At 47.2% G+C, this 23,263-nt stretch carries 26 protein-coding genes; 18 read left to right on the forward strand and 8 right to left on the reverse strand.

Annotated features, from left to right (window positions below; all coding sequences use genetic code 11):
- Position 1 precedes the first annotated feature (1 nt).
- The 4 genes from LU290_RS01700 to LU290_RS01715 form a co-directional block, all read right to left on the reverse strand.
- On the reverse strand, positions 2 to 580 hold the full coding sequence (locus LU290_RS01700; RefSeq protein WP_277808847.1) for a DUF1850 domain-containing protein: 579 nt from the start codon (positions 578 to 580) through the stop codon (positions 2 to 4).
- Entirely contained in the window at positions 558 to 1,574 is a 1,017-nt protein-coding gene (locus LU290_RS01705) for a TAXI family TRAP transporter solute-binding subunit (protein ID WP_277808848.1), read from the reverse strand. The genes LU290_RS01700 and LU290_RS01705 overlap by 23 nt, the downstream gene beginning before the upstream one ends.
- Positions 1,575 to 1,775: 201 nt before the next feature.
- Positions 1,776 to 2,111 (reverse strand): cell division protein ZapA, encoded by a 336-nt coding sequence (locus LU290_RS01710; RefSeq protein ID WP_277808849.1) that lies wholly within the window; start codon positions 2,109 to 2,111, stop codon positions 1,776 to 1,778.
- 49 nt (positions 2,112 to 2,160) lie between these two features.
- Positions 2,161 to 2,520, reverse strand: a complete 360-nt coding sequence (locus LU290_RS01715; protein WP_277808850.1) for a hypothetical protein — start codon at positions 2,518 to 2,520, stop codon at positions 2,161 to 2,163.
- A 269-nt stretch (positions 2,521 to 2,789) separates the two neighbouring features.
- Between LU290_RS01715 and LU290_RS01720 the strand changes: the two genes are divergently transcribed.
- Together LU290_RS01720 and ribF are read left to right on the forward strand one after the other, a co-directional pair.
- Complete coding sequence (locus LU290_RS01720) at positions 2,790 to 3,434, forward strand: UPF0149 family protein (protein WP_277808851.1); 645 nt, start codon at positions 2,790 to 2,792, stop codon at positions 3,432 to 3,434.
- A 69-nt stretch (positions 3,435 to 3,503) separates the two neighbouring features.
- A complete protein-coding gene (gene ribF / locus LU290_RS01725) occupies positions 3,504 to 4,490 on the forward strand; it encodes a bifunctional riboflavin kinase/FAD synthetase (RefSeq protein WP_277808852.1) in 987 nt (328 codons plus the stop codon).
- 211 nt (positions 4,491 to 4,701) lie between these two features.
- Here ribF and LU290_RS01730 read toward each other — a convergent pair whose 3' ends face one another.
- The gene (locus tag LU290_RS01730) at positions 4,702 to 5,061 is read right to left on the reverse strand and encodes a hypothetical protein (RefSeq protein ID WP_277808853.1); all 360 of its coding nucleotides are present in this window, start codon (positions 5,059 to 5,061) and stop codon (positions 4,702 to 4,704) included.
- A gap of 238 nt (positions 5,062 to 5,299) precedes the next feature.
- Between LU290_RS01730 and LU290_RS01735 the strand changes: the two genes are divergently transcribed.
- Genes LU290_RS01735 through LU290_RS01745 form a run of 3 tightly spaced genes read left to right on the forward strand, consistent with a single transcriptional unit; the run spans position 5,300 to position 6,935 of the window.
- A complete protein-coding gene (locus tag LU290_RS01735; RefSeq protein WP_277808854.1) occupies positions 5,300 to 5,743 on the forward strand; it encodes a MarR family winged helix-turn-helix transcriptional regulator in 444 nt (147 codons plus the stop codon).
- Position 5,744: 1 nt separating this feature from the next.
- Positions 5,745 to 6,077, forward strand: coding sequence for a DMT family transporter (locus LU290_RS01740; protein WP_277808855.1), 333 nt, complete (start codon positions 5,745 to 5,747; stop codon positions 6,075 to 6,077).
- Positions 6,078 to 6,935, forward strand: a complete 858-nt coding sequence (locus LU290_RS01745) for an ABC transporter six-transmembrane domain-containing protein (RefSeq protein ID WP_277808856.1) — start codon at positions 6,078 to 6,080, stop codon at positions 6,933 to 6,935.
- A 44-nt stretch (positions 6,936 to 6,979) separates the two neighbouring features.
- On the opposite strand, the gene LU290_RS01750 is transcribed toward LU290_RS01745, so the two are convergent.
- Positions 6,980 to 8,668 carry an NAD+ synthase gene (locus tag LU290_RS01750; RefSeq protein ID WP_277808857.1) on the reverse strand — a complete coding sequence of 563 codons (1,689 nt, stop codon included), beginning with the start codon at positions 8,666 to 8,668 and terminating at the stop codon, positions 6,980 to 6,982.
- A 227-nt stretch (positions 8,669 to 8,895) separates the two neighbouring features.
- On the opposite strand from LU290_RS01750, the gene LU290_RS01755 reads away from it, so the two are divergent.
- The 11 genes from LU290_RS01755 to gloA all read left to right on the forward strand — a co-directional run bounded on the left by LU290_RS01755 (position 8,896) and on the right by gloA (position 18,580).
- Complete coding sequence (locus LU290_RS01755; RefSeq protein WP_277808858.1) at positions 8,896 to 9,159, forward strand: hypothetical protein; 264 nt, start codon at positions 8,896 to 8,898, stop codon at positions 9,157 to 9,159.
- A 23-nt stretch (positions 9,160 to 9,182) separates the two neighbouring features.
- Positions 9,183 to 10,697, forward strand: coding sequence for a pilus assembly protein PilM (pilM, locus tag LU290_RS01760; RefSeq protein ID WP_277808859.1), 1,515 nt, complete (start codon positions 9,183 to 9,185; stop codon positions 10,695 to 10,697).
- Positions 10,694 to 11,353: a PilN domain-containing protein gene (locus tag LU290_RS01765; RefSeq protein WP_277808860.1), complete on the forward strand. Its 660-nt coding sequence runs from the start codon at positions 10,694 to 10,696 to the stop codon at positions 11,351 to 11,353. Before pilM ends, LU290_RS01765 begins: the two co-directional genes overlap by 4 nt.
- Positions 11,350 to 12,015: a type IV pilus inner membrane component PilO gene (locus tag LU290_RS01770; protein ID WP_277808861.1), complete on the forward strand. Its 666-nt coding sequence runs from the start codon at positions 11,350 to 11,352 to the stop codon at positions 12,013 to 12,015. Before LU290_RS01765 ends, LU290_RS01770 begins: the two co-directional genes overlap by 4 nt.
- Positions 12,002 to 12,631: a pilus assembly protein PilP gene (locus LU290_RS01775; protein WP_277808862.1), complete on the forward strand. Its 630-nt coding sequence runs from the start codon at positions 12,002 to 12,004 to the stop codon at positions 12,629 to 12,631. Before LU290_RS01770 ends, LU290_RS01775 begins: the two co-directional genes overlap by 14 nt.
- A gap of 212 nt (positions 12,632 to 12,843) precedes the next feature.
- Entirely contained in the window at positions 12,844 to 14,187 is a 1,344-nt protein-coding gene (locus LU290_RS01780) for a type IV pilus secretin PilQ (RefSeq protein ID WP_277808863.1), read from the forward strand.
- A gap of 139 nt (positions 14,188 to 14,326) precedes the next feature.
- Positions 14,327 to 14,935, forward strand: a complete 609-nt coding sequence (aroK, locus tag LU290_RS01785) for a shikimate kinase AroK (protein WP_277808864.1) — start codon at positions 14,327 to 14,329, stop codon at positions 14,933 to 14,935.
- A 158-nt stretch (positions 14,936 to 15,093) separates the two neighbouring features.
- Positions 15,094 to 16,212: a 3-dehydroquinate synthase gene (aroB, locus tag LU290_RS01790; RefSeq protein WP_277808865.1), complete on the forward strand. Its 1,119-nt coding sequence runs from the start codon at positions 15,094 to 15,096 to the stop codon at positions 16,210 to 16,212.
- 84 nt (positions 16,213 to 16,296) lie between these two features.
- A complete protein-coding gene (locus tag LU290_RS01795) occupies positions 16,297 to 17,214 on the forward strand; it encodes a hypothetical protein (protein ID WP_277808866.1) in 918 nt (305 codons plus the stop codon).
- A 19-nt stretch (positions 17,215 to 17,233) separates the two neighbouring features.
- Positions 17,234 to 17,857: a carbonic anhydrase gene (locus tag LU290_RS01800; protein WP_277808867.1), complete on the forward strand. Its 624-nt coding sequence runs from the start codon at positions 17,234 to 17,236 to the stop codon at positions 17,855 to 17,857.
- A gap of 189 nt (positions 17,858 to 18,046) precedes the next feature.
- Positions 18,047 to 18,580, forward strand: coding sequence for a lactoylglutathione lyase (gene gloA / locus LU290_RS01805; protein ID WP_277808868.1), 534 nt, complete (start codon positions 18,047 to 18,049; stop codon positions 18,578 to 18,580).
- Between the two features lie 204 nt (positions 18,581 to 18,784).
- Here the strand turns inward: gloA and LU290_RS01810 are convergent, their stop codons facing one another.
- Both LU290_RS01810 and LU290_RS01815 read right to left on the reverse strand, forming a co-directional pair.
- Complete coding sequence (locus LU290_RS01810; protein ID WP_277808869.1) at positions 18,785 to 19,261, reverse strand: Dps family protein; 477 nt, start codon at positions 19,259 to 19,261, stop codon at positions 18,785 to 18,787.
- Between the two features lie 319 nt (positions 19,262 to 19,580).
- The gene (locus LU290_RS01815; RefSeq protein WP_277808870.1) at positions 19,581 to 20,237 is read right to left on the reverse strand and encodes a YcxB family protein; all 657 of its coding nucleotides are present in this window, start codon (positions 20,235 to 20,237) and stop codon (positions 19,581 to 19,583) included.
- Positions 20,238 to 20,441: 204 nt separating this feature from the next.
- Here LU290_RS01815 and serS point away from each other — a divergent pair, with 204 nt between their 5' ends.
- Together serS and alr are read left to right on the forward strand one after the other, a co-directional pair.
- On the forward strand, positions 20,442 to 21,707 hold the full coding sequence (gene serS, locus LU290_RS01820; RefSeq protein WP_277808871.1) for a serine--tRNA ligase: 1,266 nt from the start codon (positions 20,442 to 20,444) through the stop codon (positions 21,705 to 21,707).
- 194 nt (positions 21,708 to 21,901) lie between these two features.
- A complete protein-coding gene (gene alr, locus LU290_RS01825) occupies positions 21,902 to 23,149 on the forward strand; it encodes an alanine racemase (RefSeq protein WP_277808872.1) in 1,248 nt (415 codons plus the stop codon).
- The last annotated feature ends 114 nt before the right edge of the window (positions 23,150 to 23,263 follow it).

A 23,263-nucleotide genomic window follows, 5' to 3' on the forward strand; every position in this document is an offset into this window, starting at 1 on the left:
ATCATCCTTGATGGGTGGGGTTCGTCAATGATTGGCAGCTGGGAAAGTGCCAGTTTTGCCAAAGCGTCAGCTGCATGGGTTTGATGATGACTTCGCTGTGATCGCTCACCAGTTGATAAATTGGTAAGGTGTCATGTGCGCTTGTCAGCGTATCACCCATGAGAATTTCGCCTTGCATGTTGTTTGAGACCAGCCAGTTTAGCTCATTCATTGGCAGATTAACCATCTCGCCAAGATAGCCTTGGGGTGCAGGCGTGGGTGTGCCTGTACTTGGGGTGCCAGCGCCAAATGTTTGTAGATAGGTTTTTGTCAAAATGAGCTGTGAAAACTTGACCTGATACACTTCTTGCCAATACTGCTTTTCGACGGAATGTCGCCATTTAAGGCTGAATGTACTGGGCAGCTGGCAGGTACTGGTGTCGCTAAACACGACCGCAGCAGTTTTGATGGGTAGAAAAAACACGATAAGCCAAAACGCTGCTGCTGTCATGAGTGCCACAATAACACCAAGAGCCGCCATGATGGGTATGGCAGCTCTTTTTGATGAAGCCTCCAAATTATTTGGCGGCAACTTCGTCATAGTAGCGTTTTGCACCAGGGTGTAGCGGCGCAACCAAGCCGTTTTGGGCGTTTTCTACGCTGATGTCAGCGGCGGCTTGGTGAGCGTTTTTCAGCGAATCAAGATTTTCAAAGAATGCCTTGGTCAGCTTATACACATCGTCATCGCTCATGTCAGAACGCACAACCAGTGCATTTAAGATGGCAGCGGTCGGTACGGCGGCATCGTTATTATAAGTGCCAGCTGGAATGTCCATCGGGATAAAGAAGGTTTTGGTTTTGGCGATTTCGCTAAGCTTGTCGGATGGGACGCTGACGATTTGCAGGTCGAAGCCTTGTTCTAGCTCCATCAAAGATGAGTTTGGCAGACCGCTGGTCAAGAAGGCTGCGTCTAGTTTGCCTGATTTTAAGCTGTCGGCAGCCTCGGCATAGCCCAGATAATCGACTTTGATGTCATTATAAGTGATACCAAAGCCTTCAAGCAGCGCACGGGTCGCCACCTCAACGCCAGAGCCTTGTGCGCCCACAGCGACACGCTTGCCTCTGAGATCCTCGATGGATTTGATGCCTGAGGCACCTGAGGCGACGATTTGCACATAGTTAGGATATAGACTTGCAACTTGTGAGACGCTGTCAACTTTGGCGTTAAAGCTGTTTTGACCATTGACGGCATCGCTCAGTGCATCGCTCATGACGAATGCCATTTCAAGCTTTTTTTGTGCCAGAAGGTTTAAGTTTTCGACCGATGCGCCAGTGGTTTGGGTTTTGGCATTGACGCCAAAGAGCTTGGCATAGTGGTCGGTCAAGGCTGTGCCGATGATGTTGTATGGGCCTGAGGCACCACCTGTACCGACAGTGACAAATTTGGTGGTAAGCTTATCGGCGCTCTCGGCGGTTTGAGTGGTGGTGTCTGCACTGCTGGCGTTGGTATTTTTATCGCCGCCGCAAGCGCTCAAAGCAAGCGCAGATGCGCCCAGAGTGATGGATAAAGCTAGGGTTTTAAGATTCATGGTCATAAGAGGTATCCTTATCAAGACTTGGGTAAATGAAACTAAAAACAAGTCGCTCTGCATAGCAAAGCGTCTTGCTCAATTTAACCAATCTGTAATAATTTGTCAATACATCTTACAAATATCAGCAATAAAGCTGTAGTAAATCTTAAAAATACTGCTGTTTTAATGACATGAAATGATGGCAATCCAAGCGCTGATCTTAATTTATCTCAACACTGACAATGCGTCTTTATTGATTTTTTCAATCAAGGCGGCAGCTTGGTTTTGTGCTTGCTCATGCGCGCTGATGGTGGTATTTAAGCCCTGCACCTGATCGTACAGGTCTAGGCACGCCAACACAAGCAGCTCTTCATTATTCAAAACCTTGCCTTTGGTGGCTTGGCGAATTTCACGGATTTTTTCGTTCAGCTTTTCAGCACTGCTTTCTAGCGATTTGACACGGTCGGCGGGACAGATGATGCGGTGTGGCGTGCCAGCGATGCTGATGTGTACGGGTCTAAGTTCGTTGTTTTCTTTGATATTTAGGTCGTTGTGATTCATAATGTGTCCTTATTTTATTGAAAATTATTAAGAATTATTAAATAAAAAATCAGTGTGGATTGTCAATTTTGGTCAGCCAGTCTTGGATGGTTTCGGCACGAGAGATGGCAAGAGCGTTTTTGTCTTTAAGCTCTTGATTGTGCGCACTTAGCGCTTGGTTTTGTTCGATCAGCGTCTCGATTTGCGCTTGTAGTGCGTTGCGAGACTGTTCTAGTGCGTCGGCACGCTCGCTTTGCTCTTGGAGTTTTTGCGCTGTTTGATTAAGGCTGCCTTGTAGATTTTGAATGAGCGTAGGGCTGTCGTCATTGGCAAGCTTGTGTTTTAGGTTGGCAAGCTCGGTGGCGGTCACATTGTACTGTTTTTTCATCTCTAAGATGGTGTGTTCTAGGGCTTGAAGTTGGCTTAGCATGACGATTCCTTTAAAAATCATAAAAATGTCTTTCTATTATCGTCATCAGGGCGTGCGCTGTCAAACGGTATTTTGTACAAAATTTTGCACAAGCCTAGCTCATAAAAATGCTATAATGCACGGATTTGACAATTTGGGTGTTTTTAGGTGAATTTGGCGGCGTAGGTCTTGTGATTTGACAGAATGTCGGCATTTAGATTGTCCTAGTCCACAGTTAAAGCGCAAAATTTTATCAGTTTTTATCAGAAAAATAATACAGGAGATGAGTCATGAGTGATTTTTTGTCGGGTTTTAATGACTGGATGGAGGCTTTTGCTGACTGGACAGATGTGTCGATCAGTGAGCTGCACGGCATCATGACAGGCGTGATGACGGCGTGCAATGCGCCAGACGAGGCGGGCTGGGCGAGGCTTTTGGAGGAGCTGAGCTTTGAAGTGCCTAATGAAAAAGCGCTGGCGCTACTGACTGAATACGGCGAGGATGTCAGCTTTGCCCTAAAAGACAAAGACGATGCCTACGCCTACGAGCCGCTTGTGCCTGACGATGAGCATGACCTATACGAGCGTGTTTTGGCGCTCAAAGACTGGGCGGGCGGCTACATCACAGGGCTTGGCGTGGCAGGCGTGACTTTGACGGCTGATGAGCGAGAGGTCATTAAGGATTTGTCGCAGATTGCCGCCATCCGCTTGGACGATGAGGAGGAATTTGAAGGCGGTGAGGAGATGTGGCTGCATTTGTTTGAGTTTGCTCGTATGGTGCCAGTGAGTCTGGCGGTGCGAAAGCGCACGGATGTCATGAGTCTGCCCATCATCAAGGGCTTGGATGTCACTGCCAAGACTGCCCAAGAAGTCGCCGCCGAAAAAGACACCGTGAAAGAAGCGCTGTTCATTGATGCGATGGCGCAAAAACAATAGCCCAATTTTGATGGCAAATGTGCTAAAATAGCCGTTTTGCCATCTTTTGCCAGACATTTTGCCAGTAACATGAAACGCATCCACCTTTCTTTGACTCAGCCTATCAGCCTGCCGCCGATCGCCTTGACGATCGGTAATTATGATGGCGTGCATCTTGGACATCAGGCGATGCTTGATGTCTTGATTCAAGATGCCAAAGACAAGCATCTTTTGACGGCGGTGATGGTATTTGAACCGCAGCCAAGGGAGTTTTTTTGTCCTGATGATCCGCCGCCCAGACTCAGTAGCTTGGACGAAAAAGCGGACATCTTGGCAAAAATGGGGGTCGATTATCTGATTGTCGCCAATTTTGATGATCAATTTCGCTCGCTGTCGGCAGACGCATTTGCAGAGCTGCTTGGTAAGCTGAATGTCCAGCATTTGGTGCTTGGCGATGATTTTCGTTTTGGTCATGACCGTCTGGGCGATGCCCAATTTTTGGTGGATTTGGGTCTGAGTGTGGCAAATCTTGCCACCGTGGTCAAAGATGACGCACGCATCAGCTCCACCTTGATCAGACAGGCACTTGCCAAGCAGGATTTGGCGCTTGCTGCTCGTCTTTTGGGGCGAGATTATGCCATCACAGGGGTGGTGGAGCATGGCGATAAGATTGGGCGGACGCTGGATTTTGCCACTGCCAATGTGGCGCTCAATCGCCCAAAGCCTGCCGTCAAGGGGGTGTATGGGGCAGATGTGTTTGCCTTTAAAGATGGCAAAGCGATCGATCTTGCCATACTAAGCCAAAGCGGTGGTGTGGCAGGCGTGGCGTCAGGCAGTCTGTTTGGTGCGGTGAATGTCGGCACCAGACCCAGTGTGAACGGCAGCCAGCACCGCTTGGAAGTGCATTTGCCAAACTATGCAGCCGATCTGTACGGACTGACTTTAAAAGTGGTGTTTCGTACATTTTTGCATGGCGAGAAAAAGTACGAAAGTCTTGATGCGCTAAAACAGGGCATCGCCCAAGATGTCACCGATTTGCTTGCTTGGCGGGCGGCACAAGACAAAGATGCTGTATAGCTGTCATGCCATCTTTCAAAACATCGCTACAAGCGGTGTTTTTTATGCCAAAATTTTAAACCGTTGTAGCGGTGCGTGGTACGCCCCTTGTGGATATTAAACGATTGGGCAATGGCAAAAGTTGATGAAGTGATTTATTGGCATGATTAAAAATCACAAGGTATGAAATGTACCTTGCGATTTTTTTTAGGGTGCATTCTGGCGTAAAAAATTATTTCACATCATTTTTGCCAATAGTAAATTCACCAATCAACTTTCGTTCTGGCATTAAATAATAACGATAAACCTGCACCACACCATTATTAATCATCGCCAGTGCCGTTGGCGTTCTCTTGATTTCATTGATACGAAACTGTTTGCCCGATTGAAGGTGAGCCTTGATTTGACTGTCGCTACTATTTCTTACTTTGCCGCCGCATTGGTCATCGAATAGCAAATTATCAAAAATAACTTGATTATTTGATTTATTAATTTGCATTTTGGTGCACTGGTCAATCATTTTATTGTGATATTTGGCAGTGGCTTGGGCATACAGCAAATCCGCCAATTCATTAGGCGTTTTTCCTTCCATGATTCGGCTAAAATCTGAATTGATTTGTGTGTTTAGCTGTGGTGTTGATTGGCAAGCAGTCAATGCCAATAATAACGGCAAAATTAAAATGTTTCTTTTCATCATATGCTCCATCAGAAAAATTAGCTGTTTTGAGCAATTTTACCAAATCTCAAAAAAAAACAAATGAAAATCCCTTGTAATTAGTCCTAAAATTTACTAAAATACGCCCAATTTAGTAATTTTTAGGACTATTTTTATGACTTCACAAAATCCCATTCTAAACCTTTGGGCGACCACCACTTTATTTGGCAATGTGTATGATGATTATATTAAGCGGTTTGATTTTAATTATAATGAACTTGCCTGTTTTTATAGTTTGTATGTGTTTGGACAATGCACACAAAAACAAATTTGCAATGAATGGCTATTACCCAAACAAACCATTAACACTTTATGCAAATCTTTTATCGCACAAGGCTTAATTGAAATTGTGCCACACACAGGCGATAAACGAGAAAAGGTATTGACTTTAACCGAAAAAGGTAAAGAAATCGCCAAACCAATGATTGAGCCGTTGCTTGACATAGAAAAGCAAGCGGTTAAAGACTTTGGCGATGAAAGAATGCAAAAATTAGTGAACGAATTTCAAGAATTTCAATTAACTTTTAATGCCACCTTTTTAAAATCTATCGGAGAATAAAATGCACTGGTCTTTATTATTAGCCATCGCCATTGTCAGTGAAGTGTTTGGCTCAACAATGCTAAAACTCTCCAATGGATTTACCAAACCTTTGCCGAGTATTGGCTTTGTGCTTGGCTTTGGTATTGCCTTTTATTGTTTGTCATTGGTGTTAAAGCACATTTCTTTGGGTATGGCGTATGCGATTTGGAGTGGGGTTGGCATTATTTTAACCGCCATTATTGGCGTGATGATTTTTAATGAAAAAGTGGACAGTTGGGGCATTATTGGCATTGTGTTTATTTTAATTGGCGTGGTCATTTTAAATACATTATCAAAAATGGGTGGGTATTAAATGAGCCATATTATTCAACCAACCGCCATCAATACCTTAAAATCCATCAGCCAAACGCATTTTAAAAAACTCATGGCGACATTTGCTTTGGTGGCGCTGGAAAATATGTTATTTTTAACTTATCCTTTAATTGGCAGTTTTGTGATTAACGCCATTTTAAATCATCAAGTTTGGCACGCTTTGATTTATGCGTTGTTGGTGCTTGTTATTTGGAGTGTCGGCTCGGCAAGACGGGCGGTGGATACTCGGGTGTTTGTGCGGATTTATGCCCAGATTGCGGTCAAGGCAATTATTTCTGAAAAACAAAAAGGCACCACTTCATCAGCAACCGCCCACGCCAATTTGGCCAAACAATTTATTGAATTTTTTGAAGGGCAACTGCCTATGTTAATCACGGCAGGTTTTACTGTCTTTGGCTCGGTGGTAATGCTGTTAATCATTGAATTTTGGTCTGGGGTGATTGCCTTGTCCATTTTATTATTTTTTATGGCAATTTTACCCAAATTTTCTCGCCAAAATGACAAACTTTATTTTAAACTTAATAACCGCCTTGAAAAAGAAGTGAATATGATTGAATTAAACAAACAAGAGCATTTAATCAAACATTATAATTTATTAGCCAAATTACGCATCGCCATTTCAAACAGAGAAGCGACGGCTTATTTGATGATTGGCATCACAATGGCGATATTATTTGGTGGGACTTTGGCAATTTTGGCAAATAAAAATATCCAAGCGGGGCATATTTATGCGGTGATGACTTATTTATGGGGCTTTGCAATGAGTCTTGATGACATGCCAAGATTGATTGAGAAATTATCGGAGTTAAAAGACATCGGCAAAAGAGTGGGGGTATAAAAAAGCACCAGTGATGGTGCTTTTTTGATGTCAAATGGGGTGTATTAAAATGCACCTGTGATTGACCAGCCATTGACGAGCGGATAACGACGCTCACGACCGAAAGATTTTTTGCTGATTTTGGTGCCGATCGCCCCTTGACGGCGTTTGTGTTCGGCATTATCCACCATGCGTAGAACTTTTTCTACCAATTCTGGCTCAAATCCTGCCGCACAGATTGCCTTATAGCCCAAATCTTCGTCAATGTACATGCGTAAGATGGCGTCCAGCACTTCATAGTCTGGCAAGCTGTCTTGGTCGGTTTGGTCTGGGCGTAGCTCGGCAGATGGCGCACGAGTGATGACACGCTCTGGAATGACGGGGTTGTCTTCTAAGCGGTTGCGGTAATTGGCAAGGCGATAGACATCGGTCTTATAGACATCTTTGAGCATGTCAAAGCCGCCCACCATGTCGCCATATAAAGTGGCGTAGCCGACCGCATTTTCTGATTTGTTGCCAGTTGAGATGACCATGTGACCAAATTTATTGGACAGCGCCATTAAAATATTGCCACGAGCACGAGCTTGTAGGTTCTCTTCGGTGTTGTCAGGTGTGCTGTTGGCAAGCAGTGGAGCGAGCGTGGCACGCATGCCTTCGACCGCATCGTGAATCGGGCAGACGGTATAAGAGACATTGAGGCGAGCGGCTTGGGCGGCAGCATCTTCTAGGCTCATGCTGGAAGTAAATTCATAAGGCATCATCACGGCATAGACTTTATCCGCACCCAGTGCATCTACTGCAAGGCAAAGCGTTAAGGCGCTGTCAATACCACCAGACAGTCCGACAATCACGCCTTTAAAGCCTGAACGATTGACATAGTCACGCAGACCTACGACCAACGCCTGATAAATCTCAGATTCTTCGGACAGTACTAATGGTGCTTTGGCTTGTTCATCAAAGGTCTTTTGGGCTGGGTCAAAGTTTGCCATGATGAGTTGATTTAAAAATCTTGCCCCTTCGTGAGCAACCGTGCCATCCGCCTGCACGATGAGTGAGCCGCCATCAAAGACGATGTCATCTTGAGCACCGACTGTGTTGGCATAGATGATGGGCAATCCGTAGGTTTTGCTTTGGTGTGCCAGTAGCTCTTTGCGTTTTTGTTGTTTGCCGACTTCAAATGGCGAGGCGTTGATGACCACCACCAAGTCCGCCCCTTCTTGTTTGAGCGTGCGAATCGGTGCGTCATGCCAAATGTCTTCGCAAATCAACAGACCAATGGTGGCGCCTTTGTAGTCAAACAAAACTTGATTGCGACCTTCTTTAAAATAACGGCGTTCGTCAAAAATGCCGTAGTTTGGCAGGCATTGTTTGTGATAAAAACCTTTTTGGCTACCACCTTGCAAGATGGCAGCAGAGTTGAATGTGCCGTGCTGATCGATGTGTGGATAGCCCAAAATGATGACAATGCCTTCAACTTTGGCAAGCTCGTCCATGGCGAATTTGACACGCTCAGACAAAGTGGGGCGCAGCAGCAGATCTTCTGGCGGATAGCCGATGAGTGATAATTCTGGGAAAATGACGATGTCCGCACCTTTGTTTTTGGCATCTAGGGCGAGTGCGGTCATCTTTTTGACATTGCCTGCGATGTCGCCCACCCAAAAGTTGGTCTGCATGATGGCAAAAGTGATTTTGCCAAGCGGAGAATCGGTGCTTTGTAGCGACATTTCGCTGTTATTGGTTTTGATTTTTGACATTTTTATAATCCTATTCACTTAGCATGTGTTCATAAAAATCGTGCCGTAAATGGCGTGTTTGGACAAACTTCATGTTTGTCTTTGCCAGCCTGTGTCAAATGATGTTGTATGTTGTCGTAACTTTTGAAAGCAAAAGGCAAGCGGCTACTAGTATAACATAATTATTGTGTTTTTGGCATTTTTGCGTAGGTTTTGTGGTATAGTAGGGTTTTATTTTGGGGTGATTTATGTTTGCTTTTATTGTTAATGTCATCATCATTTTGATTGTGATGAAAATCTTTTTTAAATTCATGTACCCAAAGCCGCCTAAGGCGTTTTTTCCTAAAGAAGGCGATGATGTGAGCGTGCGAACCTGTGACCATTGTGGACATTCTTTGGCGACCTATCGGGGGATTTTGCAGACCGAGGATGGCGTGGAGCGGTTTTTTTGTAATGATGAGCATCGGACGGCATTTTTTGAGCGTCAGTCGCCATCGATTAAGGCAGAATAAGCCAAATCGCAAGGATGATGGTGATGTCGTTGATGGATCGTATTTTTGCACGCATTTCACCGAGACGAGCACGGCAGACGCTCATCGGCATTGAGCTTGGGGTGGCGTCGGTGCGCATGGTGGTGCTGACGCAACATCGTGGCAGGTTTCATGTCAAGGCGTGCGAGGCTTGCGCTTTTGAGGAGGGTGGCGCTGAGGCGGCGCTGTCTGATTTGCTGTCAAAGCACGACATTCGTCATGGCGTAGTGGCGGTGGTGTCGTCTGCACCTGTGATGACTCGTAGCATCACGCTGCCATCGGGGCTTAGCGATGATGAGATTGACATTCATATCCGCTTGGAGGCACACAAATACATTCCGCACGCCTTGGATGAGGTGAGTTTTGATTTTGTGGTGCAGGCGGATGATGGCGAGCAGATGCAGGTGCTGCTTGTGATGATGCGCACCGACTCGGTGGATGAGTGCGTGTCGGTGTTGGCGTCGTGTGGGCTTGATGTCAATGTGGTCGATGTGCCTGAGTTTGCGCTGTCTTATGCGCTCTCGCCGCTGCTTGATGGGCTTGTCGGTCGTGTCTTGGTGGTGTATAAAGATGATGTCAAGACACACATCTATGCCGCCAGTATTGAGCGGGCGGGGGTGTTTGCAGGCTTTGATCATCGCCAAGAGTATCTTGGTATCAGAGCGAGTCATTTTTCAAGTGCTGATGAGGTGGAGCAGGCAAGCGTGTCCACGGACGATGATAAAAAGATGGACAATGCTTTGACTGCCAATCTTGACGGACTTGATGCTGATTTGACAAAGGATTTGCTGGGCGAGCTGACAAATGTGGCGCCAAATTCTAACAACCAAGCCGACAATCATGAAAGAAGTGATGGAGTGGTGGGTATGGGCTTTGATGAGTTTTTGGCAATGTATCAGCAGCCAGCAGAGCAAAGCTTGGCGCAAAACTTGCAGACAGATTTAAATCAAGCCAATAAGTCTTTCAGGACAGATCAAGAGCAAGTGCTGACGGCGGAGGGTCGTGATGATGCAGCGCTCAATCATGAGCCAGCTGTCAAGCATATTCAGGCAAATGTAGCACCGCCGCAGGCAGAAAATGCAGAATATGTGATTTGCTTTGATGAGTTTGACGACTTTGACGAGCTTGGTGGGTCAAGTCAAGAGAATGACGAACGGCTCGATACGCATGATGACTATGATAAGCATGACTATGATAAACATGGCTATGACAAACACGGCGCACTTGACGGCATGGATAAGGCATCAAAGCGAACGGTAGGTCAGACCGATGTGGTGTCGGACATTCAAAAAATGTTGGCGGCTTATGAATATGATACCAAGTCGTCTGTGGATGTGGTGGTGTTGGCAGGCTCGGTGGATGAGACAATGGTAGACATGCTGGCAGAGGCTACCGCCAAAAAAGTACTGCTTGCCGATCCGTTTGCGGACATGGTGGGCGAGGTGGATTTGTGCCAGTCGATGCCGCTCGTGGTGGCGTGCGGTGCTGCCATGCGAGCTGATATGAAGGGGGTGTTATGAGTGCGCCCATCATCAACCTTCTGCCGTGGCGACACCTAAGTCAGGCTCGGCAACAAGCACGCTTTCACCGTGCGCTAAAAATGACACTGGTGCTGTCTGTGCTACTCTCAGTGATGATCTATGCGTATCATCGGCATAAGCTTGGGCATCAGCAGGCGATCAATGATGAAATCAGACAGCGGATGACGACACTTGATGCCGACATCGTGCGCATCACGGTGCTACAAAAGCAGCAGCAAGCTTTACTGGATAAGGCAGGTAGTATCAATGACTTGACGGCAAATCGTGTGGCGATGGTGCGTGTATTTCAGCGTTTAGCGACGCTTAGCGATGGCTTGGTGTATTTTAATCGCATCAATCATGCAGGCGAGATGCTCACCATCGCAGGGGTGTCTCGGGATTCTGCTGCCATCAGCCGCTTTGCAGGGCAGCTGGGCGATGAGACGCTGACTGACGGCATGGTGCAAGATGTGCTGGTGACAAGCTTGCAGCAATCGACAGAAGGCGCTTGGATGGACTTTGTGCTGACGGCACGGCTGGATTTGGGACGCTCGACCTTGCAAACAGAGGAGGGTCCGACTGATGTGGTGGCTGACGAGTCGTCAGTGGAGACATCAGCGCCTGCGCCACTGCCTGCTTTGGAGGGTGAGCGATGAGGCGTAATACTGGGCGCTTGGATACGGCGCGTGTGCAGCAGGCGTGGGGGCGTCTAAGTCAGCTGTCGGCAGATGACATTGCTCTTGCGCCTTGGTGGCTAAGAGGGCTTGTGCTTTTGGGCTTGATGATGTTTGTTTTGGCATTTGCATGGATGATATTCATCAGACCTGTCACGCTAGATCGCCAGATGATGAGCGCTCAGACACACGATCTTGTGGCGCAATATGCCCAAAAATACGCCAAAGCAGGGCAACTGACGGCGATCGAGTCGCAGACCGAAAGCTTGGAGATGGCGCTGTCTGGCATCACCGAGCAGCTGCCCAATGCCTTTGACATGAATTCTTTGATTGAGCAGATACATGCCTTAGCGCTACGCACGGGCGTGCAGGTGGCAGACATTAAGACTGGCGCTCAGAGTGAATCGACGCTATTTTTTGAGCGTGGAATGACGCTGGTGTTTGTGGGTGATTATCACAAGCTTGGGCGGCTTTTAGCTGAGCTGTCAGCGCTGCCTGTGCCGCTAACCTTTCATGATTTTGAGATGACAAAAGTCACAGGGCAACAAGCAGAGAGTCGCATTCGTCTGACGCTCCAAGCCAAAACCTATCGAGCCAAAAGTAAAAAGGAGCAAGAGCAAGGAGGTGTGCATGACAGTCGCTGACACCCATCGCTGGCTCTTTGCCCTGATGATGGCAAGCATGCTGACAGGCTGTCAAAAATCTGTCAGTCAAGAAGTGGACGAACAGCTTGCCAACATTCACGCCGCTGCCGTACCTGTACCCATCGCCAAGCACCCAGATGAGGCGGTCATGCCAGTGCACTACGAAGCAAAAAACGACCCCTTTGTCTCGCCATTTCACCGCCAAAAAGACCCTGCTCATGATGCGGCGCATGATGCAAAGCCAGATGGTGCTAAGCGGACGGACTCTCGCCTCGATGATCAAAAAGAGGCAAACCTACCATCGCATATGCCTGCACCAGTATTTTTTGGCAAAAAAACCACCATCAATCCGCATCGTCATAAAGAGCCGCTAGAACAGCATCCTTTGGCATCGCTTCGCTATCAAGGGCGAGTGGAGCGAGATGGGGAGATTGTGGCGCTGGTGATGAGTCCTGATGGGGTGGCGCACCCTGTGCAAATTGGGCGTTACCTTGGTGAGAATCATGGTAAAATCACGCATATCAGTCGTGATGAGATACGCATCACAGAGGCGCTCTTGCAGGCAGATGGTCAGCATTATGAACGCAAAACACAGCTTGTGTTTTCGGGCAAATAAACCGCTTGATGATGAGTGGTGCGCATGATGGATGGGTGAATATGGATAAGAATGCAACCAATAATTCAACCAACAAGGCTGCTAAGATGAGTTTGGTTCATTTTAAAATAGTATCGATCAATGAGTAGTTAGTCTATTGTTTTAATTTGGCATAAATTTTAACTTGGCAAAGATTGAACAAACCAAATGATGATTTGGATGATGACGGGCTTATGAAAAATATCAATACATGGAAAGTTGTGCTGTTGTTTTTGGCGTTATTTATGACAAGGCAGGGTGTTGCTGAGTCTGACGCCAAAGGCTATCAAGGCGAGCGCATTTCGGTGGCGTTTCAAGACATGCCTGTGCGCACGGTTTTAGATGTGTTGGCGCACGCAGGCGGTGCCAACATCGTGGCAACGGATGGCGTGACGGGCAATATCACGCTTAGGCTAAATCATGTTCCATGGGATCAGGCGCTGGACATTGTCGTGGACACCAAGCGCCTGATCAAGCATGAGCATCAAGGCGTCATCACCATCTCAGCTGCTGACGAACTGGCACAATTAAGCCTGCGCCAAGATCAGGCACGCCGTCAGTCTGAACAATATCTGCCTTTGCAGACCAAATACCTTCGCATCAATTATGCTGAGGCAAAAGACATCTTGACGCTCATCACGCACAAAGGCGATGGCGAGCGTGCCGCCAGCATTCTTTCTGAGCGTGGTACAGCCAGCCTTGATTCTCGCACCAACACGCTCATCATCAAGGACATTCAGCCAGTCATTGATGAGATCATGGCGCTCACCACTCGTCTGGATGTGCCTGTGCAGCAGGTGATGATCGAGGCTCGCATCGTCAGTGCCAATGATGGATTTAGCCGTGATCTTGGCGTAAGCTTCGGCGTGCTGTCAAACAGCGAACACTTGCAGATCGGTGGTTCGCACACGACGCTTTGGGACATGCGCCGCTCTGGCAATCTTGCCAATACCATCACACGCCCCAACAATTTATCAGTCAATCTGGGGGCGGCAAATCCAGCAGGGCGCATCGCCTTTGGTCTTATCAATCTGCCTGATGTGCTGCTTGATTTGGAGCTGTCTGCCATGCAAGCCGACCGCCGAGGCGAGGTGATTTCCACCCCAAAAGTGCTGACCGCCGACAAGCAAACCGCCCGCATCTCATCAGGCATGCAGATCGCCTATCAAGAAGAGACATCCAGCGGTGCGACTAATGTGGTGTTCAAGGAGGCGGCGCTCGTGCTTGAAGCGACACCAACCATCACCCCAGATGGCAAAATCACCCTAAAACTGTCGGTCAAAAATGGCACGCCAGTGACCAATCTGGGCGTGATTGCCATTCAAGAAGACTCGCTTGAAACTAATGTCATCGTCGATGATGGGCAGACGGTGGTGTTGGGTGGTATCTATCGACAGACCAACAATAAAGGCGTGACCAAAGTACCGTTTTTTGGGGATTTGCCAGTCGTTGGGCGCTTGTTTCGCCAAGAAAATCGCACCGATAATAAAGAAGAGCTGCTGATTTTTGTGACGCCAAAGCTTGTGCCGATGCCTTGATGGGGATGGTTGGATTTGCCAAAAAGAGATGGATAAATCCGCCCAAAGCTTAAAAATTGTGGCAAATTTGACGAAAAACAGTAGCAAGATTTGCCCAAACCTTGTATGATAAGCTGTTTACAAATAATAAAGAGCAGTCATGTTTGAAGAAGAGCATTCAATCGTCGAGGATGTGGTGATTGAAAAAACAGGCGAAGGACTTGCCAAGATGCTGCCGTCCATTTTTTTGGTCGGTCCGATGGGTGCGGGTAAGACGACGATTGGTAAGCTGCTTGCCAAACAGCTTGGGCGGGAGTTTATTGATTGTGATCATTACATCGTAGCACAGACGGGTGCGGACATTCCTTGGATTTTTGATAAAGAAGGCGAGGAGGGTTTTCGTGAGCGTGAAACCCGTGCCTTGATGGAGCTGACTGAGCAGCCAAACATCGTCATGGCGACAGGTGGCGGTGCGGTGGGGCGTGATGAAAATCGAGCGCTGCTTAAAAAGGGTCTGGTGATCTATTTGGAGGCAAGTGTCGAGACGCAGCTACATCGCACCAAAAAAGACAAAAACCGCCCCTTACTACAAAGCGACAATCCCAAAGAAGTGTTGGAGAGACTGTATCACATCCGCCACCCTTTGTATCAGGAAGTGGCAAGCATCGTCGTCCCTACTGGGCGTGCTTTTCCCAAGCAGATGATCAGCGACATCATGCAGGTATTATCCAGATACGCCAAATCACAGGAGCTGTCAGGGGGTTTATGATCCTTTTGGTGAGTTTTGATGAATTTGGTGTTTTGGACGATGAGCGGCTGATGATTGATGCTGATGATTGATAAAAGCGTATAAGAAAAATGACTTCATCGTGCCTTTTGTGTCGGTTTTAGGCGATGCATGAGCGCACTCAACCTTGCGAGCGTACCATGAAAAATCACGAATTGATTGTGCATACTCAAAGTCACGATTACCCAATTTACATTGTCGCCAGTGAAAAAAATGCAGACGGTCAGCTGGATTTGGCAAGCCCAATTTTGCCTTTTATTAAGGGTCATCAGGTGCTTATCGTGACCAATGAGGTGGTGGCGCCATTTTATTTACAAGCGCTAAAAGACGCTTTGATAAAGGCAGATTTTGCCGTAGAGGCGTGTGTGCTGCCTGATGGCGAGCATCACAAAAATCAAGACAGCATCAACCGCATTTATGATGCCTTGCTTGAACATCATTTTGCCAGAGATTGTACGCTGATTGCTTTGGGCGGCGGCGTGATTGGTGATATGGTGGGCTTTGCAGCGGCAAGTTTCATGCGTGGCGTGAACTTCATCCAAGTGCCGACGACATTGTTGGCGCAGGTGGATTCATCAGTGGGCGGTAAGACAGGCATCAATCACCCCCGTGGTAAGAACATGATCGGGGCGTTTTGGCAGCCTGTGGCGGTGCTGGCGGACATGACGACTTTTGATACGCTGCCTGCCAGAGAGTTTGCCGCAGGGCTGGCTGAGGTGGTGAAATATGCCTTGATTTTGGATGAGGCGTTTTTGGGCTGGCTTGAGGCAAATAGTGATGCCATCATCGCCAGAGATGGCGCTGTCTTGACCGAGATGGTGCGTCGCTCTTGTCAGTTTAAGGCGGATGTCGTGGCATCGGACGAGCGTGAGTCTGGCATCAGAGCACTGCTCAATTTTGGGCATACTTTCGGTCATGTCATCGAGACGCATCAGGGCTATGGTGTGTGGCTGCATGGCGAGGCAGTGTCGGCAGGCATGATGCAAGCCTTGGTGATGTCGCACAAGCTTGGACTGGTGGGGCGTGATGAGGTGATGCGTGTGGCAAAGCTTTTGGTGAAATTTGGACTACCCATCAAGCCGCCTGCCATCGAGGTGGATGTGGCGCTTGATTTGATGGGGCATGATAAGAAGGTGCAGTCGGGTAAACTTCGCTTGATTTTGCTTGATGGCATCGGCAAGGGCTTTGTGACGGCAGATTTTGCGCATGAGGCGCTGATTGAGACACTGCTGTCGATCGATGAGTATCTACAAGTTTAGTCTGCCATCAAGCATTTAACAAGTATTTAATAATCGACCAAAAATTGATACAATACCCAAAAATTTAACAAAAAAGGCATTTTTATGGCGACCAGCGCTGCAATGAAAGAAAAGTATTATCGTCGTCAGGCTTTGTATTGGCTTGTGTTAGCGGCAGCGATTCTTGCTGCTTGGGCGATTTTGTGGTTGGCGAGCAGCACGCCTGCCATCACCAAAAAAGACGAGGCAAATAAAGAGGTGGCTCAAGCCGCTGAGCTGCCAACCCACATCGAGTCGCTCAACGAGCTGCATGGTGTCGTGCCCCCCATTGATTTTTCGACGTTGATTCTTGATTTACGCACTTATCCTGCCGAATTTAAAGACAAAAATTATTTCAATGCCAAAAAATTCACCGTTCAAGTCATGGATGTCGCTCAAAATGATGTCATCGTCAATTATCTTAATACCCGAGACGACCGTGACAAATTTGCCTATTTTCGCTATCTTGATGCCAATCAAAACCCACGCTACATTCTGACTTATGGTAAATTTGACAGCTTGGAGCAGGCAAATGTCGCCATGCAAAGTACAAGCTTTGACCTACCGGCAAGTGTGAGTACAAGTGCGGTGTCAATGGGAGATTATTTGAACATCATTGACGACTACGAGCGAGGCGATGCGGTGCGAGATCTGTCCAGTCGCCAGCCAAGACAGGTCAGACTGCAAGCCACTCGTACCGAGATTCCTGTGCGGGCAGCGACTGAGGCAGATGAGGCGCTGGCAAATAGAAGTCGTGAGCAGGCTCGTGAGCGAGAGGCGCAGATGCAAAGTGGCGATGCGGCGATTGATGTAGCCGCTGGCAATGAGTCTGAGCCAAGACCTGCCAATGACACGCCAAAAGAAACTAAGCCCAAAGAGGCGGAGACACCACCACAGCAGGCGAACGACGCTGCTCCTGCGGTCAGTGCGCCTGCCACCCCAAATGTCAATACCAGCCAAGTGCCGGGCAGCGACAATCAGTAAGCAAACCAAAGGATGCGCCATGAAAAACCTAGATGCCAAGACTGTGCTGGAGATGCTCAAAAAGGGCAATGAGCGCTATGTGGCAAATCTTACCAGCACTGAGCCTTTGCGCATTCCGCCGCCGACTTTGGTCAAAGAACAGCGCCCCAACGCGATCATTTTGGGCTGCTCGGATGCTCGTGTGCCTGTGGAGCTGATTTTTGATCAGGGGCTTGGCGAGCTGTTTGTCATTCGTGTGGCGGGCAATGTCGTTGCACCCAGCCAGATCGGCTCGATCGAATTTGCCGCTGAGAAATTTGGCACCGAGCTTGTGGTAGTGCTTGGGCACAGTCATTGTGGGGCGGTGACGGCATGTGTTGAGGCATTGACCAATCCTGAGCAGTACTATTCGCCAAATCTACAGTCCATCGTCGATCGCATTCGCCCAAGCGTCTATAACTTGCACGAAATCGCCACGGCAGGCGATGGCGAAATTGACATGGATGAATTCATCGATCGTGCGGTGCGTGCCAATGTGCGTATGTCAGTCAGTCAGCTCAAACACGGCTCACGCATCTTAGAGGATATGGTGAGTGCAGGTCGCTTGACCATCATAGGCGCTGAGTATGATGTGGCGACGGGCAAGGTGACTTTTTTTGAGTAAGGCAGCTTTGAATAAGCAGCGGGCAGTCCGATTTTCAAAAAATATCAGCATCACCCCTTGCCAAAAATTTGATGGATTTATGGGGTGTTTGTTGCTATAATGAGTTTATTGGTGTTTTATATTGTTATATCTAAAATTCTAGTAATATAGAACATCTACTTTTCCACATTGTTTTAAAAAGAGTGTATCATGACCACAATTTCTCAACCAGCCCAAGCGCTGCATGCCACTGGCGTCAAAGACATTCCAAGCCAATCTGAGGGCTATGTTTTTAATCACACCATGCTGCGTATCAAAGATCCTGTCAAGTCGTTGGCATTTTATACAGGCGTGCTTGGCATGACTTTGCTGCGTCATAGCCAGTTTCCAGATGCTGAGTTTGACTTGTATTTTTTGGCGAAACTGACCGAAGATGAGCGCAACAACCTACCAAAAACCGAAGATTTGACCGCTTATGTGTCACGCCAACGCTCTATTTTGGAGCTGACGCACAACTACGGCACTGAAAACGACGCCGATTTTAGCTATCATAACGGCAACAGCGAGCCCCGTGGTTTTGGTCACATCTGTTTTAGTGTACCGAATCTGAGCGAGGCGGTGCAGTGGTTTGATGAAAATGGCGTGGAATTTCAAAAACGCCCAGAAGATGGCAGCATGAAAGACATCGCTTTCATCAAAGATCCAGATGGCTACTGGATTGAGATCATCGAGTTGAAATACTGATTCTGACATTGCACTGATGATTATGCTTTGTCATCATCAGTGCGCCAAAATCACCAGAATTGAGACACCAAAGTTGAGCCGCCAGACTTGACACAGATTTACAAGGGTGGCAGTTTTTAGCTGTCAATTTGTATCATTTTGTCATCAGTTTTGGTGCTAATAAAAAACACTCCAAGATTGGAGTGTTTTTTGGTTTAGTCGGTGTTAGCCAAGAAAGGCGCCATACATCCAGATTTCTTTTTCTTGGGCTTGCACATAGCCAGTCACGATGTCGGAAGTGCCTTGGTCTGAGGCATCTTCTGCCAAAGCGGCAACTTTACGCTGCTCTTCGATGAGGATTTGCAGACCCTTGACCACGCCTTCCACACAGCTTCTGCCATCAAATACGCCTTTGTCTTCTTTGACGCTAGAACGCTCGCTAAAATCGCTATAAGCGTGCAACGGCGTACCACCTAAGGTCAAGATACGCTCAGCGATCTCGTCAATTTGTAGTTGAAGCTCGGTATACAGCTCTTCAAATTTTGGGTGCAAAGTGAAAAAATGCTCGCCTTTGACATTCCAGTGGTAGCCACGCACATTGATATAAAACAAATGATAGCTTGACAAAAGGGCGTTTAATGCCTTGATGACAGGCGTTAATTCTGCTTTTTCAAGACCGATTTGATTGGTGGTGTTTGTCATGATGATTACCTTTTATTGTTCATGGTTGTGAGAGTTGGGCGCAAAAGCAAAGGCTGTAATAAGAATTGCTCATTAAAAGCTGTCCTATTGTGCTTTATTGCGCTTTAAAAATCATTTGAGAATATTATAACGCATCTTTTTGCTGGGTCAATTTAATTATCACAACCAAAGCGTTTAATTTTGTTAATCAAAACATCAGGCAGAATCTCATTATGCCTTGAAACTCTTTTGGCTTTTGATGAGCAGCGCCAATTAAAATAAAAAACAGCAAGAAAAAATCGCTTGTTGTTTTTTGTGAAATTTAAAGATTAAACAGTCTTTATCTTGGCGCGGCGGTCAGTGATTCGAGCCCTTTTGCTTTGGTGTCGCTTAGGTGCTTGACGATGGTCTTGATGGGCAGTCCATTGTTTTCTAGGCGCTTTGGAATGATTTGGCTGCCTTTTTGGCCCTTCATGTCAAACATGACAAAGACATAATCGTCCGTCTCGTCCCAACTGCTCACCGCATTCCACGGAATGACCGCCGACTGCATGGGCGCTGAGCGCATTTGCATGCCACGCATCTGCGGGCTATTGATGATGCCTGTTGGGGTAGGCATGCTCATCACGATGCCGTGCGACTGTACGCCAAGCTGTACTTTTGCCATTTCATCAGGCATTTTGGTGTCGCCGACTTGCTTGTCGTATTCACGGCGCATGTACCATTTTAGCCCAAGCGTCCGAGCCACTAAATACAGCGCCACCAGCACCAACATGAGCCAAAAAATGATGGTCGAATAGCCCGTCACAAACATCAAGCCTGCAATCGCTGCCGCCACGACCAGTCCGATGACGATCCATTCTTTGGTGCGGACAGATTTTAGCGTAAAGTTGCTTGCGCCTTTTTCAAATAAGGCAAGCTGTGCGCCTCGAAACTCATCTTCGGTCATGTTGAGTGCGACGGGTTTTAGAGTGTAGGGATAAAGAGCCTTGCTCACGATGGATTCCTGTGGTGAAAAATTGCTAAAAGAATGCCTATATTACTGGTTTTATGCAAAAAAATAAACCAAAAAACCATAAAAAATCGTCAAAGTGGGCTTTTTTGTTAAATTTCCGCCAAAAATCATCAAACTTGCTGAAATTTGGCAGCTTTTTTGCTATGATAAGGCATTTTTATATTCATATTTAAATGAAGGTAAGACATGCTAGATCCAAAATTACTGCGTGGCGACTTGGCTGAGCTAAAAGAAAAGTTGGCAACTCGTGGCTACGACCTTGACATCGCTTTTTGGCAAAACCTTGAAAATCAGCGCAAGGCATTACAAGTAGAAACTGAGACTCTGCAAGCCCAGAAGAACGCTGGTGCCAAGGAAATCGGCGAATTAAAGCGTGCTGGTGAAAACGCTGATGAGCTGCTTGCTAAAATGGAGCAGGTGAGTGAGCGCATGAAGGCAGCTGAGGTCAAGCTGCGTGAGCTTTTGGGTGTCATTGAGACCGAAAGTCTAAAAATCCCAAATCTGCCGCACGACAGTGTGCCTGTGGGCGAGGATGAGGCGGACAATGTCGAGGTGCGCCGCTGGGGTGTGCCTCGTGAGTTTGATTTTGAAGTTAAAGATCATACCGATCTTGGCGAGGGCTTGGGATTGCTTGACTTTGAGATGGCTGCCAAGCTCACTGGCTCACGATTTAGCGTGCTAAAAGGGCAGCTTGCAAGGCTTAATCGTGCGTTGGTGCAGTTCATGCTTGACACGCACATCGCCCGTGGCTACACCGAGATGTATGTGCCTTATATGGTGAATGGCAACAGCCTTAAAGGCACCGGTCAGCTACCAAAATTTGAAGAAGATTTGTTCAAGCTGCGTGGCGATAAAGAATATTATTTGATTCCGACCTCAGAAGTGCCGCTGACCAACACCGTACAAGACAGCATCGTCAGCCCTGCTGATCTACCCATCAAGCTCACCGCGCACACTCCGTGTTTTAGGAGTGAGGCGGGCAGCGCAGGGCGAGACACTCGTGGTCTGATTCGTCAGCACCAATTTGAAAAAGTAGAAATGGTGCAAATCGTCAAGGCAGACACCAGTATGGACGCTTTGGAGGAGATGACGGCGCAGGCGGAGAGTATTTTGCAGGCGCTCGAGCTGCCTTATCGTGTGCTGACACTTTGCACGAAGGACATGGGGTTTAGCGCCTTGAAGACTTATGACATCGAGGTGTGGCTGCCTTCTCAGCAGACTTATCGTGAGATTTCTAGCTGTTCAAATTGCGGTGATTTTCAGGCGCGTCGTATGTCCGCTCGTGTCAAAGACGGCAAGAAAACCGAGCTTGTTCATACGCTAAATGGCTCCGGACTTGCTGTTGGACGCACCTTGCTGGCGGTGCTTGAAAACCATCAAAACGCAGACGGCACAATCACCATCCCAAAAGCCTTGCAGCCTTATATGGGCGGGCTTGAAGTGATTGGGTGAATTTTATTGTGATGTACAAAACCAACCTTGATTTTTTGAGGTTGGTTTTTTTTGATTAAAATGCCAATCGATCAGATGCTGTGGTTGATTAAATATCATAAGATTATCGATAAATTTATTTACAAATGGTTATTTTTCTAGCATAATTGATAACTTTCTTTTTGGTTCATTTTTGTCATTTACAGGAGAAGTTGATGGCTTATTCATTATCAGTAAAATCATCGGTATTGGCGGCGGCATTGATGGCGGCGTTGGCGGTCAGCCCTGCATCTGCCGCACCTGCATTGTCGTTTGGCTTGCAAGATGTCAGCACGGTGGGGCAGCACAACGCAAATGCTTGGCTTGAGATTGATGTTAAGGCATATGGCGATAATCTTGAAGCGATGAAAAAGCATTTGAATGGTAAGGCAAAAATCTGTGCCATCTTAAAGGCGGACGCTTATGGCAACAGCATTGATTTGCTCATGCCTGCGATCATCAAGCATGAGATTCCATGTGTGGGTATCGCCAGCAACGAAGAGGCTCGCATTGCCAGAGCTCACGGCTATCAAGGCGTGGTGGCTCGTGTGCGTACGGCGACCGCTGGCGAGATTCAAGATGGCTTGCAATATGGCATTGAAGAGCTGTTTGGCAATCTTGAACAAGCCAAACAAGCCAACGAAATCGCCAAGCAAGCAGGCAAAACGCTAAAATTCCACCTTGCACTAAACTCAGCAGGCATGAACCGAAATGGTCTGGATGTAACAACGGCAGAGGGTAAAAAGCAAGCAGTCGCCCTGACCAAGCTGAGTAATTTGCAAATCGTGGGCATCATGACGCATTTTCCTGTGGAGGATGAGGCTGATGTGAAAAAGGGCATTGCCGCCTTTAAAAAGGACAGCGATTGGTTAATTAAGACGGCAAAACTGGACCGCAGTAAATTAACTTTGCACACCGCCAATTCATTTGTTGCTTTAAATGTGCCAGAGGGTTGGTTTGATATGGTGCGTCCAGGCGGGATTTTGTTTGGTGAGCCTGTGTATGAGCGACCAGAATACACTTATATCATGTCATTTAAGACGAAAGTTGCCAGCGTGAATTTTTATCCAAAAGGATCAAGCGTGGGTTATGATCGCACCGTTGTGTTGGAGCGAGACAGCTATTTGGCGAATTTGCCGATGGGCTATTCGGATGGTTATCGCCGTGCCTTTACCAATAAGAGTAAGGTCATCATCAATGGACATAAAGTACCAACTGTGGGCAAAATTTCTATGAATACCACGATGGTGGATGTTACCGATTATCCTGACATTAAGGCGGGCGATGAAGTGGTGATTTTTGGTAAGCAAGGCGATGAAGAAATCACCCAATCAGAGATTGAAGAGATGGTGGATGTGCTGTTTGCTGATGTCTATACCAACTGGGGTAACGCCAATCCAAAATTTGTCAAACCTGCCAAGTGATGGGTGTTGATGAATAAAAAAATAAGCTCCTTGTTTGGGGCTTATTTTTTTTGATATGAGCCGATCATTTTGGTTTTGTTTAAAAAACAAGCCCCAAAATTTGGAGCTTGTTTT

Origin of the sequence: Moraxella nasibovis (genome assembly GCF_029581575.1) — a bacterium.
In the GTDB taxonomy this organism is placed as follows: domain Bacteria; phylum Pseudomonadota; class Gammaproteobacteria; order Pseudomonadales; family Moraxellaceae; genus Moraxella; species Moraxella nasibovis.

What these genes read in the sequence shown, in the direction of transcription:
- LU290_RS01700 (WP_277808847.1), bottom strand. Translation starts at nt 580, where the DNA reads ATGACGAAGTTGCCGCCAAATAATTTGGAGGCTTCATCAAAAAGAGCT.
- LU290_RS01705 (WP_277808848.1), bottom strand. Translation starts at nt 1,574, where the DNA reads ATGACCATGAATCTTAAAACCCTAGCTTTATCCATCACTCTGGGCGCA.
- LU290_RS01710 (WP_277808849.1), bottom strand. Translation starts at nt 2,111, where the DNA reads ATGAATCACAACGACCTAAATATCAAAGAAAACAACGAACTTAGACCC.
- LU290_RS01715 (WP_277808850.1), bottom strand. Translation starts at nt 2,520, where the DNA reads ATGCTAAGCCAACTTCAAGCCCTAGAACACACCATCTTAGAGATGAAA.
- LU290_RS01720 (WP_277808851.1), top strand. Translation starts at nt 2,790, where the DNA reads ATGAGTGATTTTTTGTCGGGTTTTAATGACTGGATGGAGGCTTTTGCT.
- ribF (WP_277808852.1), top strand. Translation starts at nt 3,504, where the DNA reads ATGAAACGCATCCACCTTTCTTTGACTCAGCCTATCAGCCTGCCGCCG.
- LU290_RS01730 (WP_277808853.1), bottom strand. Translation starts at nt 5,061, where the DNA reads ATGGAAGGAAAAACGCCTAATGAATTGGCGGATTTGCTGTATGCCCAA.
- LU290_RS01735 (WP_277808854.1), top strand. Translation starts at nt 5,300, where the DNA reads ATGACTTCACAAAATCCCATTCTAAACCTTTGGGCGACCACCACTTTA.
- LU290_RS01740 (WP_277808855.1), top strand. Translation starts at nt 5,745, where the DNA reads ATGCACTGGTCTTTATTATTAGCCATCGCCATTGTCAGTGAAGTGTTT.
- LU290_RS01745 (WP_277808856.1), top strand. Translation starts at nt 6,078, where the DNA reads ATGAGCCATATTATTCAACCAACCGCCATCAATACCTTAAAATCCATC.
- LU290_RS01750 (WP_277808857.1), bottom strand. Translation starts at nt 8,668, where the DNA reads ATGTCAAAAATCAAAACCAATAACAGCGAAATGTCGCTACAAAGCACC.
- LU290_RS01755 (WP_277808858.1), top strand. Translation starts at nt 8,896, where the DNA reads ATGTTTGCTTTTATTGTTAATGTCATCATCATTTTGATTGTGATGAAA.
- pilM (WP_277808859.1), top strand. Translation starts at nt 9,183, where the DNA reads ATGTCGTTGATGGATCGTATTTTTGCACGCATTTCACCGAGACGAGCA.
- LU290_RS01765 (WP_277808860.1), top strand. Translation starts at nt 10,694, where the DNA reads ATGAGTGCGCCCATCATCAACCTTCTGCCGTGGCGACACCTAAGTCAG.
- LU290_RS01770 (WP_277808861.1), top strand. Translation starts at nt 11,350, where the DNA reads ATGAGGCGTAATACTGGGCGCTTGGATACGGCGCGTGTGCAGCAGGCG.
- LU290_RS01775 (WP_277808862.1), top strand. Translation starts at nt 12,002, where the DNA reads ATGACAGTCGCTGACACCCATCGCTGGCTCTTTGCCCTGATGATGGCA.
- LU290_RS01780 (WP_277808863.1), top strand. Translation starts at nt 12,844, where the DNA reads ATGAAAAATATCAATACATGGAAAGTTGTGCTGTTGTTTTTGGCGTTA.
- aroK (WP_277808864.1), top strand. Translation starts at nt 14,327, where the DNA reads ATGTTTGAAGAAGAGCATTCAATCGTCGAGGATGTGGTGATTGAAAAA.
- aroB (WP_277808865.1), top strand. Translation starts at nt 15,094, where the DNA reads ATGAAAAATCACGAATTGATTGTGCATACTCAAAGTCACGATTACCCA.
- LU290_RS01795 (WP_277808866.1), top strand. Translation starts at nt 16,297, where the DNA reads ATGGCGACCAGCGCTGCAATGAAAGAAAAGTATTATCGTCGTCAGGCT.
- LU290_RS01800 (WP_277808867.1), top strand. Translation starts at nt 17,234, where the DNA reads ATGAAAAACCTAGATGCCAAGACTGTGCTGGAGATGCTCAAAAAGGGC.
- gloA (WP_277808868.1), top strand. Translation starts at nt 18,047, where the DNA reads ATGACCACAATTTCTCAACCAGCCCAAGCGCTGCATGCCACTGGCGTC.
- LU290_RS01810 (WP_277808869.1), bottom strand. Translation starts at nt 19,261, where the DNA reads ATGACAAACACCACCAATCAAATCGGTCTTGAAAAAGCAGAATTAACG.
- serS (WP_277808871.1), top strand. Translation starts at nt 20,442, where the DNA reads ATGCTAGATCCAAAATTACTGCGTGGCGACTTGGCTGAGCTAAAAGAA.
- alr (WP_277808872.1), top strand. Translation starts at nt 21,902, where the DNA reads ATGGCTTATTCATTATCAGTAAAATCATCGGTATTGGCGGCGGCATTG.